The sequence below is a fragment of the Streptomyces sp. NPDC107454 genome, from assembly GCF_055582885.1.
The window spans coordinates 19,064-36,088 of the sequence record NZ_JBVJPA010000011.1; the positions used below are offsets into that span (position 1 = coordinate 19,064).

Annotated in this window: 17 protein-coding genes and 1 pseudogene; 15 read left to right on the plus strand and 3 right to left on the minus strand. The window is 71.0% G+C overall.

The annotated features are described in order from the left end of the window. Positions 1-192 precede the first annotated feature (192 nt). Genes ACZ69M_RS27580 through ACZ69M_RS27595 form a run of 4 tightly spaced genes read left to right on the plus strand, consistent with a single transcriptional unit; the run spans position 193 to position 3,796 of the window. Positions 193-1,095, plus strand: a complete 903-nt coding sequence (locus ACZ69M_RS27580) for an ABC transporter ATP-binding protein (protein WP_470053927.1) — start codon at positions 193-195, stop codon at positions 1,093-1,095. Next, entirely contained in the window at positions 1,092-1,826 is a 735-nt protein-coding gene (locus ACZ69M_RS27585) for an ABC transporter permease (protein WP_470053929.1), read from the plus strand. The genes ACZ69M_RS27580 and ACZ69M_RS27585 overlap by 4 nt, the downstream gene beginning before the upstream one ends. A 25-nt stretch (positions 1,827-1,851) precedes the next feature. Beyond that, positions 1,852-3,120, plus strand: a complete 1,269-nt coding sequence (locus tag ACZ69M_RS27590) for a sensor histidine kinase (RefSeq protein ID WP_470053931.1) — start codon at positions 1,852-1,854, stop codon at positions 3,118-3,120. Continuing rightward, positions 3,110-3,796, plus strand: coding sequence for a response regulator (locus ACZ69M_RS27595; protein WP_470053933.1), 687 nt, complete (start codon positions 3,110-3,112; stop codon positions 3,794-3,796). The genes ACZ69M_RS27590 and ACZ69M_RS27595 overlap by 11 nt, the downstream gene beginning before the upstream one ends. 17 nt (positions 3,797-3,813) lie before the next feature. On the opposite strand, the gene glgX is transcribed toward ACZ69M_RS27595, so the two are convergent. Beyond that, on the minus strand, positions 3,814-6,081 hold the full coding sequence (glgX, locus tag ACZ69M_RS27600) for a glycogen debranching protein GlgX (RefSeq protein ID WP_470053935.1): 2,268 nt from the start codon (positions 6,079-6,081) through the stop codon (positions 3,814-3,816). Positions 6,082-6,232: 151 nt separating this feature from the next. Here glgX and ACZ69M_RS27605 point away from each other — a divergent pair, with 151 nt between their 5' ends. From ACZ69M_RS27605 to ACZ69M_RS27635, 7 genes are all read left to right on the plus strand, one after another. Further along, complete coding sequence (locus ACZ69M_RS27605) at positions 6,233-7,450, plus strand: L,D-transpeptidase (RefSeq protein ID WP_470053937.1); 1,218 nt, start codon at positions 6,233-6,235, stop codon at positions 7,448-7,450. A gap of 202 nt (positions 7,451-7,652) precedes the next feature. Further along, complete coding sequence (locus ACZ69M_RS27610; protein ID WP_470053939.1) at positions 7,653-8,912, plus strand: L,D-transpeptidase; 1,260 nt, start codon at positions 7,653-7,655, stop codon at positions 8,910-8,912. A gap of 91 nt (positions 8,913-9,003) precedes the next feature. After that, a complete protein-coding gene (locus ACZ69M_RS27615; protein WP_470053941.1) occupies positions 9,004-9,771 on the plus strand; it encodes an enoyl-CoA hydratase/isomerase family protein in 768 nt (255 codons plus the stop codon). 264 nt (positions 9,772-10,035) lie between these two features. Then, positions 10,036-10,539 (plus strand): ATP-binding protein, encoded by a 504-nt coding sequence (locus tag ACZ69M_RS27620; RefSeq protein WP_470053943.1) that lies wholly within the window; start codon positions 10,036-10,038, stop codon positions 10,537-10,539. Positions 10,540-10,625: 86 nt separating this feature from the next. After that, positions 10,626-11,534 carry a polysaccharide deacetylase family protein gene (locus tag ACZ69M_RS27625; RefSeq protein WP_470053945.1) on the plus strand — a complete coding sequence of 303 codons (909 nt, stop codon included), beginning with the start codon at positions 10,626-10,628 and terminating at the stop codon, positions 11,532-11,534. Next, positions 11,534-12,724: a YVTN family beta-propeller repeat protein gene (locus ACZ69M_RS27630; RefSeq protein WP_470053947.1), complete on the plus strand. Its 1,191-nt coding sequence runs from the start codon at positions 11,534-11,536 to the stop codon at positions 12,722-12,724. The genes ACZ69M_RS27625 and ACZ69M_RS27630 overlap by 1 nt, the downstream gene beginning before the upstream one ends. Before the next feature lie 90 nt (positions 12,725-12,814). Continuing rightward, the gene (locus tag ACZ69M_RS27635; RefSeq protein ID WP_470053949.1) at positions 12,815-13,423 is read left to right on the plus strand and encodes an ADP-ribosyltransferase; all 609 of its coding nucleotides are present in this window, start codon (positions 12,815-12,817) and stop codon (positions 13,421-13,423) included. 3 nt (positions 13,424-13,426) lie between these two features. On the opposite strand, the gene ACZ69M_RS27640 is transcribed toward ACZ69M_RS27635, so the two are convergent. Beyond that, positions 13,427-14,059 carry a GNAT family N-acetyltransferase gene (locus ACZ69M_RS27640; RefSeq protein WP_470053950.1) on the minus strand — a complete coding sequence of 211 codons (633 nt, stop codon included), beginning with the start codon at positions 14,057-14,059 and terminating at the stop codon, positions 13,427-13,429. 49 nt (positions 14,060-14,108) lie between these two features. On the opposite strand from ACZ69M_RS27640, the gene ACZ69M_RS27645 reads away from it, so the two are divergent. The 4 genes and pseudogenes from ACZ69M_RS27645 (at position 14,109) to ACZ69M_RS27660 (ending at position 16,443) form a co-directional block, all read left to right on the plus strand. Further along, the gene (locus ACZ69M_RS27645) at positions 14,109-15,023 is read left to right on the plus strand and encodes a helix-turn-helix domain-containing protein (RefSeq protein WP_470053952.1); all 915 of its coding nucleotides are present in this window, start codon (positions 14,109-14,111) and stop codon (positions 15,021-15,023) included. Positions 15,024-15,069: 46 nt separating this feature from the next. Further along, complete coding sequence (locus ACZ69M_RS27650; RefSeq protein WP_095852504.1) at positions 15,070-15,282, plus strand: EF-hand domain-containing protein; 213 nt, start codon at positions 15,070-15,072, stop codon at positions 15,280-15,282. 135 nt (positions 15,283-15,417) lie between these two features. Then, positions 15,418-15,711, plus strand: a pseudogene (locus ACZ69M_RS27655) (FCD domain-containing protein); the annotation flags it as partial. 60 nt (positions 15,712-15,771) lie between these two features. Beyond that, positions 15,772-16,443, plus strand: a complete 672-nt coding sequence (locus ACZ69M_RS27660) for an NADPH-dependent F420 reductase (protein ID WP_470054395.1) — start codon at positions 15,772-15,774, stop codon at positions 16,441-16,443. A 2-nt stretch (positions 16,444-16,445) separates the two neighbouring features. Here the strand turns inward: ACZ69M_RS27660 and ACZ69M_RS27665 are convergent, their stop codons facing one another. Then, positions 16,446-16,988 (minus strand): MOSC domain-containing protein, encoded by a 543-nt coding sequence (locus ACZ69M_RS27665; RefSeq protein WP_470053954.1) that lies wholly within the window; start codon positions 16,986-16,988, stop codon positions 16,446-16,448. Positions 16,989-17,025: the final 37 nt, after the last annotated feature.

Here is a 17,025-nt window from a genome sequence, read left to right on the forward strand (position 1 = left end):
CGGTTCGGCACTGACAGAGCCCACCGAGTTTTGGCCGGGCCTGAATCGTTCCACGGATCCGGGACCGGTGCCCCGGGTCCCGGGTCCCGGGCCCCCGGGCTCGGTCGTATCGCCGCATCAACCGATCGGCTGATGCCGCTTCGAGCGCGATGGACGATGTGCCCGCGCCCGTCCCGACGGGATCCTCGGGACATGTCAGTCATCGAAGTCACCGGACTGCGCAAGTCCTACGGAGGCCGGCCCGTCGTCGACGGTGTCTCCTTCGCCGTCGAGGAGGGCGAGATCTTCGGGATCCTCGGCCCGAACGGCGCCGGCAAGACCACCACCGTCGAGTGCGTCGAGGGCCTGCGGATCCCCGACGCGGGCCGCGTCCGGGTCACCGGGCTCGACCCCGTCGCCGACCACGAACAGGTCGCCCGCGTCCTCGGTGCCCAGCTCCAGGAGAGCGAGCTCCAGGCCAAGCTCACCGTCCGCGAGGCCCTGGAGCTGTACGCGGCCTTCTATCCGCACCCCGCCGACTGGCGGCCCCTCGCCGAACGCCTCGGCCTGACCGCCAAGCTCACCACCCGCTTCGCGAAGCTCTCCGGCGGCCAGAAGCAGCGCCTGTTCATCGCGCTCGCGCTCATCGGCAATCCCCGGGTCGTCGTCCTCGACGAACTGACCACCGGGCTCGACCCGCGCGCCCGCCGCGACACCTGGCAGCTCATCGAGGACGTCCGGGCGAGCGGGGTCACCGTCCTGCTCGTCACGCACTTCATGGAGGAGGCGCAGCGCCTGTGCGACCGGATCGCCGTGATCGACAAGGGCCGGGTGGCCGCGCTGGACACCCCGGCAGGGCTGATCCGGCGCTCCGCGGGCTCCACCGTCATCAGCTTCACGCCGTCCGCGCCGCTGGACGAGGGTGAGCTGAACGCGCTGCCCGCGCTCGCGTCGGTCGAGCACAAGGACGGCCGGATCACGCTGTCCGGCACCGACGAGACCGTCAACGCGGTCATCACACTGCTCGCCAGGGGCCACATCACCGCCCACCAACTCCGCGTCTCCGACGCCACGTTGGACGACGCGTTCCTCGACCTGACGGAGGTCACCTCATGAACACCGCAGTCCTGCGCAGCGAGTTGCGCCTCTTCCGCCGCGAACCGGGCGCCCTCTTCTGGGTCCTGGTGTTCCCCACCCTGTTGCTGGTGATCCTCGGCTCCATCCCGTCGTTCCGCCGTCACCACGCCGACCTGGGGGGCCTGCGCACGGTCGACGTGTACGTCCCGATCGCCGTGCTGCTCGGCATGATCGTCGGCACGCTGCAGTTGATGCCGCAGCACATCACCGGCTATCGCGAGCGCGGCATCCTGCGCCGCATGTCCACCACCCCGGTACGGCCGTCCGCCCTGCTGTCCGCCCAGATGCTCGTCTACGGCGCGGCGGCCCTGGCCTCGGCCCTGTGCGCGCTGATCGTCGGCCGACTGGCCTTCGACGTACGAATCCCGAAGCAGCCGTACGGCTATCTCCTCGCCCTGCTCCTCGCGACTTCGGCCGCGCTCGCGCTCGGCGCCGTGGTCTCCGCGCTGTCCCGGACGACGAAGATCGCGGGCGCGATCGGGTCGGCGGTGTTCTTCCCGATGATGTTCTGCGCGGGCCTGTGGCTGCCGGTGCAGTCGATGCCCGACCTGCTGGCCCGGATCGTCGGGTACACCCCGTTCGGCGCCGCCGCGCAGGCCCTGAACCGGGCGGCGGCGGGGGACTGGCCGGGCTGGGCGCACCTGGGGGTCCTCGCGGCCTGGACGGTGCTGCTCACGGCGGGTGCCTCCCGCTGGTTCCGGTGGGAGTAGGCGAGGGTCCGTGCAGACTGGGGAGATGACCACCAAGGACCGGCAGATCGACCGGCGCTGGGAGCAGCTGCACACCTGGGGGCCGTACGGGCTGCTCGGTATCAGTGTCGTCCTCGCGGTCGCCGCCAGCGGCCTGACGGACCGTTCCGCCAAGTGGTACGCCGGCTGGGCCCTGGTCGCCGCCGCGGTCGCCCTCCAGTTGTGGTGGCACGGCACCCGTTCCCGCCGGGCCGGCTGTGGCCGGATCCCGAGCCGGGCGGGGACGGCGTACTACGTCGTCCGCTGGGCCATCGCCTTCGTCCTCAGCTGGCTCAACCCGTTCTTCGCGTTCTACGCCGCCTCCGGCTACATGGACGCGGACGAGCTGATCCCGGGCATCCGGCGGCAGCGGCTCGGGCTGCTCGCGAGCGCGGCCACCGTGGCCGGTGCGCAGGCCGGCGGGCTGCCGTTCGGGAGCGGCGTCCAGTGGATCCTCTTCGCGGCGCTCCTGGTCGCCAACTCCGGTCTGCAGATGGTGGTCGCCCATCTCACCCAGCAGGAGGCCGAGCGCTCCCGTGAGCGGACCGAGACCATCACCGAACTCGAACGCACCAACGCCGCCCTGCAACAGGCCCTCGACGAGAACGCCGCCCTGCACGCCCAACTCCTCGTCCAGGCGAGGGAAGCCGGCGTCGCCGACGAACGCCGCCGGCTGGCAGCCGAGATCCACGACACCATCGCCCAGGGCCTGACCGGCATCATCGCGCAGCTCCAGGTCGTCGCGAACACCCCCGATCCGGGGGCCGCCCGCGTACATCTGGGCCGCGCGTCGGAGCTGGCCCGCCAGAGCCTGGGTGAGGCGCGCCGTTCGGTGCACAACCTCGCTCCGGTCGCCCTGGAACACGACGGCCTTCCCGAGGCGCTGAAGAAGACGGTCGCGGACTGGGCCCGACGCACCGGCGTCCGCGCGGACTTCACCCTCACCGGCACGGTGGAACACCTCCACGAGGAGATCTCGGCGACGCTGCTGCGTATCGCCCAGGAGGCCCTGTCCAACGCGTCCCGGCACGCGCGCGCGGCCCGGCTCGGCGTCACCCTCTCCTTCATGGGCGACGAGGTGACCCTGGACGTACGCGACGACGGCCGCGGCTTCGACCCCGCCGCCGTCCCCGAACGCACCGGCAACGGCGGCTTCGGCCTGGACGGCATGCGGGCCCGCGCCGAACGCGTCGCGGGCTCGCTCACCCTGGAGTCCGAACCCGGCCACGGTACGGCGGTGTCGGCGCGCGTACCGTTGGTCCGCCATGACCGATGACTCGTTCGCCCCGGCCGATGACGCCGCGATCACCCTCCTCGTCGTCGACGACCATCCCGTCGTACGGGACGGTCTACGCGGCATGTTCGAGTCCGCGCCGGGATTCACGGTCCTCGGCGAGGCCGCGAACGGCGTCGAGGCCGTCGCCCTCACCACCTCCCTCGACCCGGACGTCGTCCTGATGGACCTCCGCATGCCCGGCGGCAACGGCGTCGAGGCCATCGCGGAACTCACCCGCCGCGGCGCCCGCGCCAAGGTGCTCGTCCTCACCACGTACGACACCGACTCCGACACCCTCCCCGCGATCGAGGCGGGCGCGACGGGCTATCTGCTGAAGGACGCCCCGCGGGATGAGCTCTTCACCGCCGTCCGCGCGGCAGCGCAGGGCCGTACGGTGCTCTCCCCGGCGGTCGCCTCCCGCCTGGTCTCGGCGGTCCGCGCGCCCGCCTCGACCCAGGACTCCCTCTCGGCCCGCGAGCGCGAGGTCCTGGCCCTGGTGGCCAAGGGCACGTCGAACCGTGAGACAGCCCGCGTCCTGTTCATCAGCGAGGCCACGGTCAAGACCCACCTCACCCACCTGTACGCCAAGCTGGGCGTCAACGACCGCGCGGCGGCGGTGGCGGTCGCCTACGACCGAGGCATCCTGGGCCGACACCCCGGTTCCCGCGCCCCTTGAGGGCGAGGACGGGTGTCTCAGCCCACCACCCGTAGCAACAGCACCGCCCGCGCCGGCACGGTGACCGTGCCGCCCGAGCGGTGGATCACGCCCGGCGCCCGCGCCTGATCCTCCGTCGAGGTGTCGACCACGAGTTCGTAGCGCGAGGCCCACGGAGGCCCCGGCAGGACGAAGCTCACCGGACGGTCCCCGGCGTGCAGCACCGCGAGGAAGCTGTCGTCCACGACCGGCGCTCCGCGGGCGTCGCGTCCGGGGATGTCCCGGCCCGAGAGGTACATCCCCAGCGTCGCGGCCGGCGCGTACCAGTCCCGCTCCGTCATCTCCGTCCCGCGCGGAGTGAACCACGCCAGGTCCCGCAGCCCGTCCACCGAATGGGCCCGCCCGGAGAAGAACGCCCGGCGCCGCAGCACGGGGTGCTGGTGCCGGAGGGAGATCAGCCGGGACGTCAGGTCGTACAGCGCCCGCCAGCCCGGTTCCTCCAGCAGGCTCCAGTCGACCCAGCTGATCTCGTTGTCCTGGCAGTACGCGTTGTTGTTGCCGCGCTGGGTGCGCCCGAACTCGTCCCCCGCGACGAGCATCGGCACCCCGGTGGACAGCAACAACGTCGTCAGCAGGTTCCGCAACTGGCGCCGCCGCAACCCCCGTACCCGCTCCTCGTCCGTCTCTCCCTCCGCCCCGCAGTTCCAGGCCCGGTTGTCGTTCGTGCCGTCCCGGTTCCCCTCCCCGTTGGCCTCGTTGTGCTTGCGCTCGTAGGAGACGAGGTCGCGCAGCGTGAAGCCGTCGTGGGCGGTCACGAAGTTCACCGAGGCATAGGGGCGCCGCCCGCCCCACGCGTACAGGTCGCTCGACCCCGAGAGGCGGTACCCCAGGTCCCGTACGTCCGGCAGCGCGCCCCGCCAGAAGTCCCGGACCGCGTTGCGATAGCGGTCGTTCCACTCCGTCCACAGGGGTGGGAAGGCGCCCACCTGGTAGCCGCCGGAACCGACGTCCCACGGTTCGGCGATCAGCTTCACCCGACGCAGGACCGGGTCCTGGGCGATGACCGCGAGGAAGGGGGAGAGCATGTCGACGTCGTGCATCGAGCGGGCCAGCGCCGCCGCCAGGTCGAAGCGGAAGCCGTCCACCCCCATCTCCGTCACCCAGTACCGCAGCGAGTCCGTGATCAGGCGCAGGACGTGCGGCTGCACCACGTGCAGCGTGTTGCCGCAGCCCGTGTAGTCGGCGTACCTGCGGGCGTCCGACTGGAGCCGGTAGTAACCCCGGTTGTCTATGCCGCGCAGGGACAGCATCGGGCCCAGCTCACCGGCCTCCGCCGTGTGGTTGTAGACCACGTCGAGGATCACCTCGATACCGGCCGCGTGCAGCGCCCGCACCATCCGCTTGAACTCGCCGACCTGCTGTCCCGTCGTCCCGGAGGACGCGTAGCCCGCGTGCGGGGCGAAGTAGCCGATCGAGTTGTAGCCCCAGTAGTTCTTCATTCCGCGCCGCAGGAGGTGGTCCTCGTGGGCGAACTGATGGACGGGCAGGAGTTCCACGGCCGTGACGCCCAGCCCGGCCAGGTGCTCGATCGCCGCCGGGTGGGCGAGCCCGGCGTAGGTCCCGCGCAGTTCCTCCGGGATCCCGGGATGCAGCCGTGTGAAGCCGCGGACGTGCAGCTCGTAGATCACCGAGTCCGCCCACGGGGTCTTCGGGCGGTGGTCGTCCGACCAGTCGTCGTCATCGTGGACGACGACGCCCTTGGGGACGTACGGCGCCGAGTCCCGGTCGTCGCGCACGGTGTCCGCGACCTGCTGCTGGGGCCAGTCCCGGACATGCCCGTACACCTCGGGCGGCAGACTGAAGTCGCCGTCCACCGCACGGGCGTACGGGTCGAGGAGCAGCTTCGCCGGGTTCCAGCGGGCGCCGGTCCACGGGTCCCAGCGGCCGTGCACGCGGTAGCCGTAGCGGCGGCCGGGCAGCACGCCGGGGACGAAGCCGTGCCAGATCTCGTGGGTCAGCTCGGTGAGCGGCACGCGCGTCTCGTGGACCTCGCCGTCCCGCTCGTCGAAGAGACAGAGGTCGACGGCCTCCGCCCCGCCCGCCCACAGGGCGAAGTTGGTGCCCGCCGCGCCGTCGGGGCCGACGCGGAAGCGCGCCCCGAGCGGGGTCGGGGCGCCCGGCCACACGGACACGGCGGGCGACGGCGCCCGCTGGGCGCCGTTCAGCACGGGGGACGACTGCGCGGGCAGCTTCTCGCCCGTGGCCCGCCCCTCCGGCACTGCCTCCTGCTCGGCTGCGCTCGACACCGTTCAGCCTCCTGCGGCTCGGTGGACGGCCGGAAGAGGAGCGTGCGGCGTCCCGGCCGCGGCTCCCCTTCGCGTCGTCCTCCCCACTGTTCTGCCCAGCGCTTGGCTCGCACTCACGTTTCCCCAGAGGTGCACACTCGTTGGGCCCGCTGTGAAGCACGAACAGACACGCGCGCGGCACGCAGGGGCCGCACTGGCCGCCGTACTGACCTGGGCCGGCCTGCTCGCCGGAGCCGCCGGCTGCACCTCGCACGGGATGGAGGACATGCTCGGCAAACCCCCCGCCGCCGAGGACGTCATCCGGATCTCTCCCGACGACAACAGCAAGGGCGTACGCCCGCGACAGGCGCTGCGGGTGCGGGTGCCCGACGGGCGTCTGGAGTCCGTGCAGGTCGTCAAGGACCAGGACGCGCAGGAGTCCGCGGTGCCCGGGCGCGTCTCCGCCGACGGTCTGACCTGGGCCCCCGACGACCCGCTCCTCGCGCTCGCCGCCAAGTACACCGTGGACGTGGTGGCCCTCGACGGGCAGGGGCGGCGCTCGGCGCGGCACACGACGTTCACGACGTACGTCCCCGAGGAGCGGTTCATCGGATACGTGACGCCGGAGAACCGCTCCACCGTCGGCACCGGCATGATCGTCTCCCTCGCGTTCAACCGGGAGATCGAGAACCGGTCCGCCGTCGAGCGCGCGATCCACATCGAGGCCAGCCCCGCGGTGGAGGTCCGCCCGCACTGGTTCGGCAAGAGCCGCCTCGACTTCCGGCCCGAGAAGTACTGGAAGCCGGGCACGAAGGTCACCGTCGGGCTGCGGCTGCGCGACGTCGAGGGGGCGAAGGGCGTCTACGGACTCCAGTACAGGACCTTCTCGTTCACCATCGGACGCAGCCAGGTCTCGCTGGTCGACGCCGCCGCGCACACCATGGAGGTACGCCGCGACGGCGACCTCCTCGCCACGGTGCCGATCACGGCGGGCGCCCCCAAGAGGACGACGTACAACGGGAAGATGGTCGTCATGGAGATGCTGGACGTGACGCGCATGAACAGCCGCACGGTCGGCTTCGGCGGCGAGTACGACATCCCGGACGTCCCGCACGCGATGCGCCTCACCGACTCCGGGACCTTCGTGCACGGCAACTACTGGGCCTCGGGCGTCTTCGGCAACAGCAACGTCAGCCACGGCTGCGTCGGTCTCCAGGACGTGAAGGGCGGCAGCTCCGGCACCCCCGCGGGCTGGTTCTTCGACCGCACTCTCATCGGCGACGTCATCGAGGTCGTCAACAGCGACGACAAGGAAGTCGCTCCCGACAACGGCCTCGGAGGCTGGAACATGGACTGGAAGGAGTGGAAGGCGGGCGGCGCGGTGAAGTAGCCCCGCGAAGCAGCCCGGACAAAGGGGTACGCACGTGTCGTAGGGCAGGGGACTCCAGCGCGCCCCCACACGGCCGAACTTGGGACTGAACGGTGACAATCCCGGGGAGCCATCTCTCAGAGCCGTGTGATTAATTAGCGCGATACGCGCGGCGACGCGCTGGGGTGCGGGCCTGATCAGGCCGTGCGAGGGGAGAACAGACTTGAACGGGCGACCGATATCGGGGGCGTCGGTTGGAACGCGGGCACGGGGGAGCCGGGGGAGCAAGGGGATCCTGGCGCTGCTGCTGGGCGTGCTGCTGCTCGCCGTGGCCGCGTGCGGCGGGGGAGGGGACTCGGACGCCGGGTCCGGGAACGGCAAGGGCAAGGGCTCTGGGAACTCCACCAAGGCCGACACCAAGGTCTCGCAGGCCGTGGTGACCATCGCTCCGAAGAACGGCACGAACGGCGTGGCCACCAGCGGGGCCCTCAAGGTCAGCGCGGCCAAGGGCAAGCTGACCGAGGTCACGGTCAAGGACGGCAAGGGCAACGCGGTCGACGGGGCGATAACCGGCGGGGGTGCCACCTGGACGCCCTCGACCCACCTCGCCTCCGCCACCAAGTACAAGGTCCACGCGGTGGCCAAGGACGCCGACGGCCGTGAGGCCGCCGAGGAGTCCGCCTTCACCACGCTGACCCCGAAGAACACCTTCGTCGGTATGTTCACGCCCGAGGACGGTTCCAAGGTCGGCGTCGGCATGCCCTTCTCGGTCCGCTTCACCCGGGGCATCACGCACCCGGACGCCGTCGAGAAGGCCATCAGGATCAAGACCGAGCCGGCCGTCGACGTCCAGGGCCACTGGTTCGGCAACGACCGCCTCGACTTCCGCCCCGAGCAGTACTGGAAGGCCGGTACGAAGGTCACCGTCACGCTCAACCTCGACGGCGTCGAGGGCCGGCCCGGGGTCTACGGCAAGCAGGCCAAGACCGTGTCCTTCACGATCGGCCGCAGCCAGGTCTCCACGGTCGACGCCAAGACCCACAAGATGGTCGTCAAGCGCGACGGCAAGGTCATCAAGACCATCGCGATCACCACGGGCAAGCCGGGCTACGACACCTGGAACGGCCAGATGGTCATCAGCGAGCAGCTCCGGGTGACCCGTATGAACGGTGAGACGGTCGGCTACGGCGGCGAGTACGACATCAAGGACGTGCCCGACGCCCAGCGCCTGACCGACTCCGGCACCTTCATCCACGGCAACTACTGGGGCGGCGACGCCTTCGGCAACTACAACGCCAGCCACGGCTGCGTGGGCCTGCGCGACGAGCGTGGCGGCGGCGACCGCAGTGCGCCCGCCGCCTGGTTCTTCGACCACTCCATCACCGGTGACGTGGTGATCGTGAAGAACTCCCACGACAAGACGGTCGCCCCGGACAACGGCCTCAACGGCTGGAACATGTCCTGGTCGGCCTGGACCGCCTGACCGTTTCGCCTCGACGGGCCCGCTGTGCCAGGTCACTTCTGTGACCGAGCACACCGGGCCCTTCGTCGTTAGTCCCCGTTAACCTGCCTCCATGACTGTGCATCTCGAAGTGGCTGAAGGCGTCGGCACCCTCCGCCTGGACCGCCCGCCCATGAACGCGCTGGACGTCGCCACACAGAACCGGCTCAAGGAGCTCGCCGAGGAGGCCACCCGCCGCGAGGACGTGCGCGCCGTGGTCATCTACGGCGGCGAGAAGGTGTTCGCGGCGGGCGCGGACATCAAGGAGATGCAGGCCATGGACCACGCGGCGATGGTCGTGCGCTCCCGTGACCTGCAGGACTCCTTCAGCGCCGTGGCCCGTATCCCCAAGCCGGTCGTCGCCGCCGTCACCGGGTACGCGCTGGGCGGTGGCTGCGAGTTGGCGCTCTGCGCGGACTTCCGTATCGCCGCGGACAACGCCAAGCTCGGCCAGCCGGAGATCCTGCTGGGCCTGATCCCCGGTGCCGGCGGCACCCAGCGCCTGTCCCGTCTGGTCGGCCCCTCCAAGGCGAAGGACCTCATCTTCACGGGGCGGATGGTGAAGGCCGACGAGGCGCTGTCGCTCGGTCTTGTGGACCGGGTCGTCCCGGCCGACGAGGTGTACGCCCAGGCGCACGCGTGGGCCGCGAAGCTGGCGCAGGGTCCCGCGCTCGCGCTGCGCGCCGCCAAGGAGTCCATCGACGCGGGTCTGGAGACCGATCTCGAGACGGGGCTCGCGATTGAACGGAACTGGTTCGCGGGGCTGTTCGCGACCGAGGACCGCGAGCGCGGCATGCGCAGCTTCGTGGAGGAGGGGCCGGGGAAGGCGAAGTTCCTCTGATCCCCTTGCAGTTGACGCGATGTCTTATCCGGTGTCCCCCGAAGGGCTGGTTTATGTAAGCCTTAAGGGAACCTTAAGCTTGCCTTGTCGGCGGCGACTGGCGATTGCCGCCAACTGGGGCATTCCGGCAGGTCAGATGGGCCCTGGCGAGTCCCGAACTGCCGGGGGCATATGCCGATAGGATGGTGCGGAATGGGCGGTTCCGGGGGGCGTATTCCTCCGGAACGGCCCCGAAGCGGGCTCTGGGCGGCCATGATGGGGGGCATGGCGGGGCTGGAGGGTATCGAACAGCCGCGGCGGCACGGGAGTGCGACCGCGGCGCGCTGGTCGCCTGCGGTCGAGGACGAGCGGGCGCTCAAGGCGCTCGAGTTGTTCGGCAATCCGACGGAGGGCGAGGTCCCGCTGCCGTCCCGCCCCGAGTCCGCCGCCACCGCACGGCGGCTCACTCAGGTCGTCGTCCTGCGGCACTGGGGGCTCTCCCCGAAGATGACCGAGGACGCCGTGTTACTGGTGTCCGAACTCGTCGGCAATGCCGTGCGGCATACGGGTGCCCGCGTCTTCGGGCTTCGGATGCGGCGCCGCCGGGGCTGGATCCGCGTCGAGGTCCGTGACCCCTCCCGCGGTCTTCCCTGTCTGATGCCGGTCCAGGAGATGGACCTGAGCGGTCGCGGTCTCTTTCTCGTCGACAAGCTCTCCGACCGCTGGGGAGTCGACCTCCTGCCCCGCGGCAAGACCACCTGGTTCGAGATGCGCGTCGCCGACCGCTGACCGCTCGCCCCCGGGGCCCGCGTCGTCGCGACCCGCACTTTCATCAATCGGACCAATCGCACGTTTTCTTACCATTACACCCTTAAATGGTGCGGGTGATCACGCCCGCTCGTCCCCCGCAGCCGTCCCCCGACGGAAGCTCCGCCGGAAGCCCCCATGGAAGCTCCGACGGCAGCCCCGACGGAAGCGTCGCGCGTGCGGCGCCGGATCGGCGTGCGGCGCTGCGGTCGGGTGTCGCGCTCGCCGCCGGGACACTCGCCGCGGGGTGTTCCACGACCGGCGTCGTCGCCCACCCGGCCGCCGTGTCCCGCACGGCCGTCTCTCCCTCCGCGAACCCGTCCGCGAACCTCTCCGCCAAGCCCGCCGCCGCGCCCGCGCCCCGCCGCTTCCCGCAGCAGCCCGCCGAGATCACCCACGGCCCCCGTGACCGTCCGCGGGTCGCCCTCACCTTCCACGGCCAGGGCGACCCGGCCGTCGCCAGGGCACTGCTCGGCGAGGCGGAGAAAGCCGGCGCCCGGGTCACCGTGCTCGCGGTGGGCAGTTGGCTCGACGAGCACCCCGACATCGCCCGCCGCATCCTCGACGGCGGCCACGACCTCGGCAACCACACCCTGCGCCACCTCGCCATCAACACGATGTCCGAGGCGGACGCGGAGGCCGAGATCCGGGGCTGCGCCGACCGGCTGCGGCGGCTGACCGGGTCCATCGGCACCTGGTTCAGGCCCTCCCGCACCCCGACCGCCTCCGCCCTCGTGGCGGGCGTGGCCCGCCGCGTGGGCTACCCGCACGTCCTCTCCTACGACGTCGACTCGCTCGACTACACCTCGCCGGGCGCCCCCGCCGTCACCCGCCAGGTCATCGGCGGGGTCCGCGAAGGATCCGTGGTGAGCCTGCACTTCGGGTACGCGGACACGGTCGCCGCGCTCCCCGCCGTCCTGGAAGAACTCGGCCGCCGCGGTCTGCGCGCGGTCACCACCACGGAGCTGCTGAGCTGATGCACCGCAACCGGAACCTCACGAAGCGCGCCCTGCTCGCGGGCGCGGTACTCGCCGCACTCGCCGCACTTCCGGGCTGCGACGGCGAGTCCAAGAACACCGCACACGAGGCCGTCGGCACCCAGGCCGCCGTCAAACCGGCCCAGCCGAACCAGCCCGACGGCCTGCCCGGCATGCCGCCCGTGCTCGACCCGAAAGACGTCTACGCCGCCGACCGGCCGAACAAGCTCTCGCCGGTCGTCAAGGACTTCCCGTCCCGCGTGTACGTCCCCAACACCAACTCCAACACGGTCTCCGTGATCGATCCGAAGACGTACGCGGTCATCGAGACGATCCGGGTCGGCGCCCAGCCCCAGCACGTCGTCCCCTCCTGGGACATGAAGACGCTCTGGGTCAACAACGACCGGGGCAACACCCTCACCCCCATCGACCCGAGGACCGGCAAGGCGGGCAAGACCGTCGACGTGCACGACCCGTACAACCTGTACTTCACGCCCGACGGCAAGTACGCGATCGTCATGGCCTCCCTCGACCGCGAGCTGGTCTTCCGTGACGCGCACACCATGAAGCGCGTACGGACCGAGCCGGTCAGCTGCTACGGCGTCAACCACGCCGACTTCTCCCCCGACGGCCGCTACTTCATCGTCTCCTGCGAGTTCAGCGGCGAGCTGCTGAAGGTCGACACCGCGCGCATGAAGGTGATCGCCCAGGAGAAGCTGCCCTTCCGCGGCGCCATGCCGCAGGACGTCAAGATCTCCCCCGACGGCAAGCGGTTCTACATCGCCGACATGGTGGCCAACGGCGTGTGGGTCGTCGACGGCGACAAGTTCACGAGGCCGTCCTTCCTCCCGACCGGCAAGGGCTGCCACGGGCTGTACGTCAGCCGTGACTCGCGCGAGATGTACATCTCCAACCGGGGCGAGGGCACCATCTCCGTCTTCGACTTCACCCAGAACAGGCTGACCAAGAAGTGGCGCCTGCCGCACGGCGGCAGCCCCGACATGGGCGGCGTCTCCGCCGACGGCAAGGTCCTGTGGCTGTCGGGTCGCTACAACTCCGAGGTGTACGCCATCGACACCCGCACCGGCGCCCAGCTGGCCCGCATCCCGGTCGGCAGCGGCCCGCACGGCCTGGCCGTCTACCCGCAGCCGGGCCGCTACTCGCTCGGCCACACCGGCATCTTCCGCTGATCCACGCCCGGTCGGCCCGAAGGCGGTGACACGCCGCCCTACGGGTGAAGATCCCCGGCCCGCCGCCACAGAACCGAGATCGTGCTCCCCATGATCACAACTCGCCTGCGGCGGCGGGCCGCTGCCGTCGTCGTCTCGCTCTCGGCCGTCTTCGCGACCTCCGCCGCGACGCTCCCCGCGACCCCCGCGGCCCCGCTCGCCAAGGCCGCCGCGCCCACGTGTCCCCTGTTCGACGACCCGGTGAAGGCCGCCGCCGACCACCGCGTCCAGGTCGACCGCATCACTCCCGAGCCGGTCTGGCGCAAGACCTGCGGCACGCTGTACCGCAGCGACAGCCGGGGCCCCGCCACCGTCTTCGCGCAGGGCTTCCACCCCAAGGACGTCATCAACGGGCAGTACGACATCGAGCAGTACGTCCTGGTCAACCAGCCCTCGCCGTACGTGTCGACGACGTACGACCACGACCTGTACAAGACCTGGTACAAGTCGGGCTTCAACTACTACATCGACGCGCCCGGCGGCGTAGACGTCAACAAGACCATCGGTGACACCCACAAGTGGGCCGACCAGGTCGAGGTCGCCTTCCCCGGCGGTATCGCGCGCCAGTACATCATCGGCGTCTGCCCGGTCGACAAGAAGACCAAGACCGAGATCATGAGCGACTGCGAGAGCAACCCGTACTACGAGCCCTGGCACTGACGCCTACCCGGCGATGAGCAGCGCCTCCGAGCCCACGGGACGGTAGCCGGCTGCCTGGAACGCCCGCATGCTGCGGGCGTTCCCCGGCGCGACCTGGGCCCACAGCGGCTCCGGGGCGAGCTGCCGGGCCGCCGTCACCAGGGCCCGGCCCAGCCCTCGGTGCCGCACTCCCTCGTCCACCTCGACGGAGACCTCCAGCCGCCCCGCGATCCCCCGCCCCAGCACCAGCACACCGCCCTCCGTCGTCCACGCGCGCACATCGGCACGGCGCCTGCGGGCGTACACGATCCGCGGATGCCCGCCGTCCGTGACCTCCCGCAGCGGGAGCGCCGGCTCGCCCGGCAGGGGAGAGCCCACGAGCATCGCGTCGATCGTCTCGGACGTACGGCCCGTCCGCTCGAGGAACGCGGCCAGGAACCGCGCGCTCATCGGCGCGGCGAGGGCGTCGCACGGCACGGCGGCCAGTGTGTCGTGCACCCACCGCGGATCCTCGTCCGTGAAGACCACCGCGTGCGCGGTGAAGGCGAGCACACCCGCGTCCCGGTGGGACGCCTGCGCCACGACGGTCGTACGACCGTCCGGCGGTGGGAAGACGCCCCGTGCGGCCGCGTCGAGAATGTCCCGAAGAGTCTCCACCACCGCGCTCCTTGAGTCTCCACCCGCTGGAAGGCCCAGACTCGCAGACATGATCGACGACGGCACCGGACTCCTCACCATCGGCGAGCTGGCCCGGGCCACCGGACTGACCGTGCGCACCATCCGCTACTGGTCGGACGAGGGCGCCCTGCCCCCGGTGGCCCGCTCCTCGGGCGGCTACCGGCTGTACGACGCCGCGTCCGTGGCCCGCCTCGAACTGATCCGCACCCTGCGCGAACTGGGCCTCGGTCTGGACGCCGTACGCAAGGTGCTGGCCGGCGAGACGACGGTCGCGGAGGTGGCCGCCGCCCATGTGACGGCGCTGGACGCGCAGATCAGCTCGCTGAAGGTGACGAGGGCGGTGCTGTCGTCCGTGGCGCGACGCGGTTCGACCGCGGAGGAGATGACGCTCATGAACAAACTGGCGCGGCTGTCGGCCGCCGAACGGAAACGGATCATGGAGGAGTTCGTGGAGGAGCTGTTCCACGGACTCGACTCCGTGGATCCGGCCATCCAGGAGCGGATGCGCTCCACCGCGGTGGACCTGCCTCAGGACCCGACACCCGAGCAGGTGGACGCCTGGGTGGAGCTGGCGGAGATGGTCCAGGATCCGGAGTTCCGGGCGCGGATGCGCGAGGTGGTCGAGTTCAACGCGGCCGATCAGGACCACGCCGCGGACGCCGGGCGATCCGTGTGGTTCCCCATGCGCATGCTCCAGGTGGGGGCCGAGGCCCGCGCCCGGGGAATCGCCCCCGAGTCGCCGGAGGCGGCGGCGCTCCTGCGGGAGGTGCTGGGGGACGGCGACCCGGCCGCCGTACTCGAACGCATGGAGTCGGCGTCCAACGACCGGCTCGCCCGCTACCGGGAGTTGCTGTCCACGGTGAAGGGCGCGGGGACCCCGTCAGCGCACCGTGCGGAGTTCGGCTGGGTGGTCGCCGCACTGAGGGCCGGCGCGGACCGTTAATCTGACCTCCGTCAACACAGCTTATGCACTACGAAGGGGCGGATCGGTGGCGGACATCGAGGAAGCACGCAAGCAGTTCGAGCGGATCGATACGGACGGTGACGGTTTCATCACCGCGGCCGAGTTCAAGAGCGCCCTCGCCCAGGGTGGCGACTGGAACGTCACCGACTCGGTGGCGGAGGCCATCATCGCCACCCGCGACCTCAACGGGGACAAGGTCCTCTCGTTCGACGAGTTCTGGACCCACCTGAACAAGTGATCCGGGCCCTGACCAGGTGACCCGGGCACAGGGGCGCCCGCCGACCATCCGGCGGGCGCCCCTTCGTCATGCCGGCCTCCGGATGCGTACGCTCCAGCGTCCGTCCCGCCGCTCCAGGGCCAGCGGCAGGTCGAAGACGCCGACATCGCGCTGCACGCGGCCGTGGTCGCCGCCGCCCGCAACCCCGTACTCACCGGCCTCTTCAGGGAGTTCGTGCCCGCCCTGCGGGAGGGCCTGATCGAGATGCTGGACCTGGTGGGGATGCGGGAGCACGACCCCAACACGGGCGACGACGCCCACGCGGCGCTGGTACGGGCCGTCGCGGACGGGGACGCGGACACGGCGGGGACGGTGCTCCGGGAGGAGCTGGAGGAGACGCTCGCCCTGTTGCGGCGGCCCGGCACCCGAACGCCGTACGTCCCGGAATAGGCGCGCGTGCACCACGGTTGACGATCACCGTCAGTCCAGTGGCGTCAACCCCGGAAGGGCCTGTCCATCATGAAGATCGGCATCATCGGAGCGGGCAACATCGGCGGCAACCTCACCCGACGGCTCACCGCCCTCGGACACGACGTCTCGGTCGCGAACTCCCGGGGTCCGGGGACCCTCACCGCACTCGCGGAGGAGACCGGGGCGACTCCCGTCAAGGTCGAGGACGCGGCGCGCGACGCCGAGGTCGTCGTCGTCACGGTTCCCCTGAAGGCGGTCCCGAACCTGCCGCACGGGCTTGTGGACCAGGCCGCCGAGGGCGTCGCCGTCATCGACACCGGCAACTACTACCCCCAGCAGCGCGACGGCAGGATCGCCGCGATCGAGGACGACGGCCTGACCGAGAGCGGCTGGACGGCCCGGGAGATCGGCCACACCGTCGTCAAGGCGTTCAACGGCACGTACGCCCAGGACATCCTGGACCGGCACCGCCCGGCCGGCGCCCCCGACCGACTGGCGCTGCCGGTGGCCGGTGACGACGAGGCCGCCAAGCGGGTCGTACGTGAGCTCATCGACGAACTCGGCTTCGACACGGTCGACACGGGCGGGCTAGACGACTCCTGGCGCCAGCAGCCCGGCACCCCGGTCTACGGCCTCCAGAAGGGCGTCGACGAGGTGACCAAGGCGCTGGCGGAGGCGCCGCGGGAGCGCCCCGCGGACTTCCGCGCGTAACGTCAGACGATCCGCAGCGGAAGGTGTGGCCCGGCCGGCAACTCGACCTCGACGGGGTCTCCGGGCCGCACCACACCGCCTTCCCGTACGACGCTCATGACCCCGGACTTGTAGACGACGCCGCCGTCCTCGTCCCTCCCGACGACCTGCTTGAGCAGCCCCTTCCGGAAGTCGTCGATCTGCGCGCAGGGATTGCGCAGACCGGTGATCTCCACGACGGCCTCGCTCCCGAGACGCAGCAGCGTGCCCACCGGCAGCCCCAGCAGATCGACACCCCGGGTGGTGACGTTCTCCCCGAGCTCCCCGGGAGCGACGGCGAAGCCCCTCTCGCGCAGCTCGTCGAACAGCTCCTCGTGCATGAGGTGCACCTGCCGCAGGTTCACCTGCGACGGGTCCTTCGCCATCCGGAACCGGTGCTTCACGGTGGTTCCCGCGTGCACATCACCCTCCACCCCGAGCCCGGCGAGCAGCATGATGCTCTCCCGGTTCGGCTTGGCGAAGGAATACGTCCCGTTACTGCTGACCGCCGTGACCGCCGCGCCCATCCGCGAGAGCTCCCCTCTCTCCGGCAGCTCCCACCGA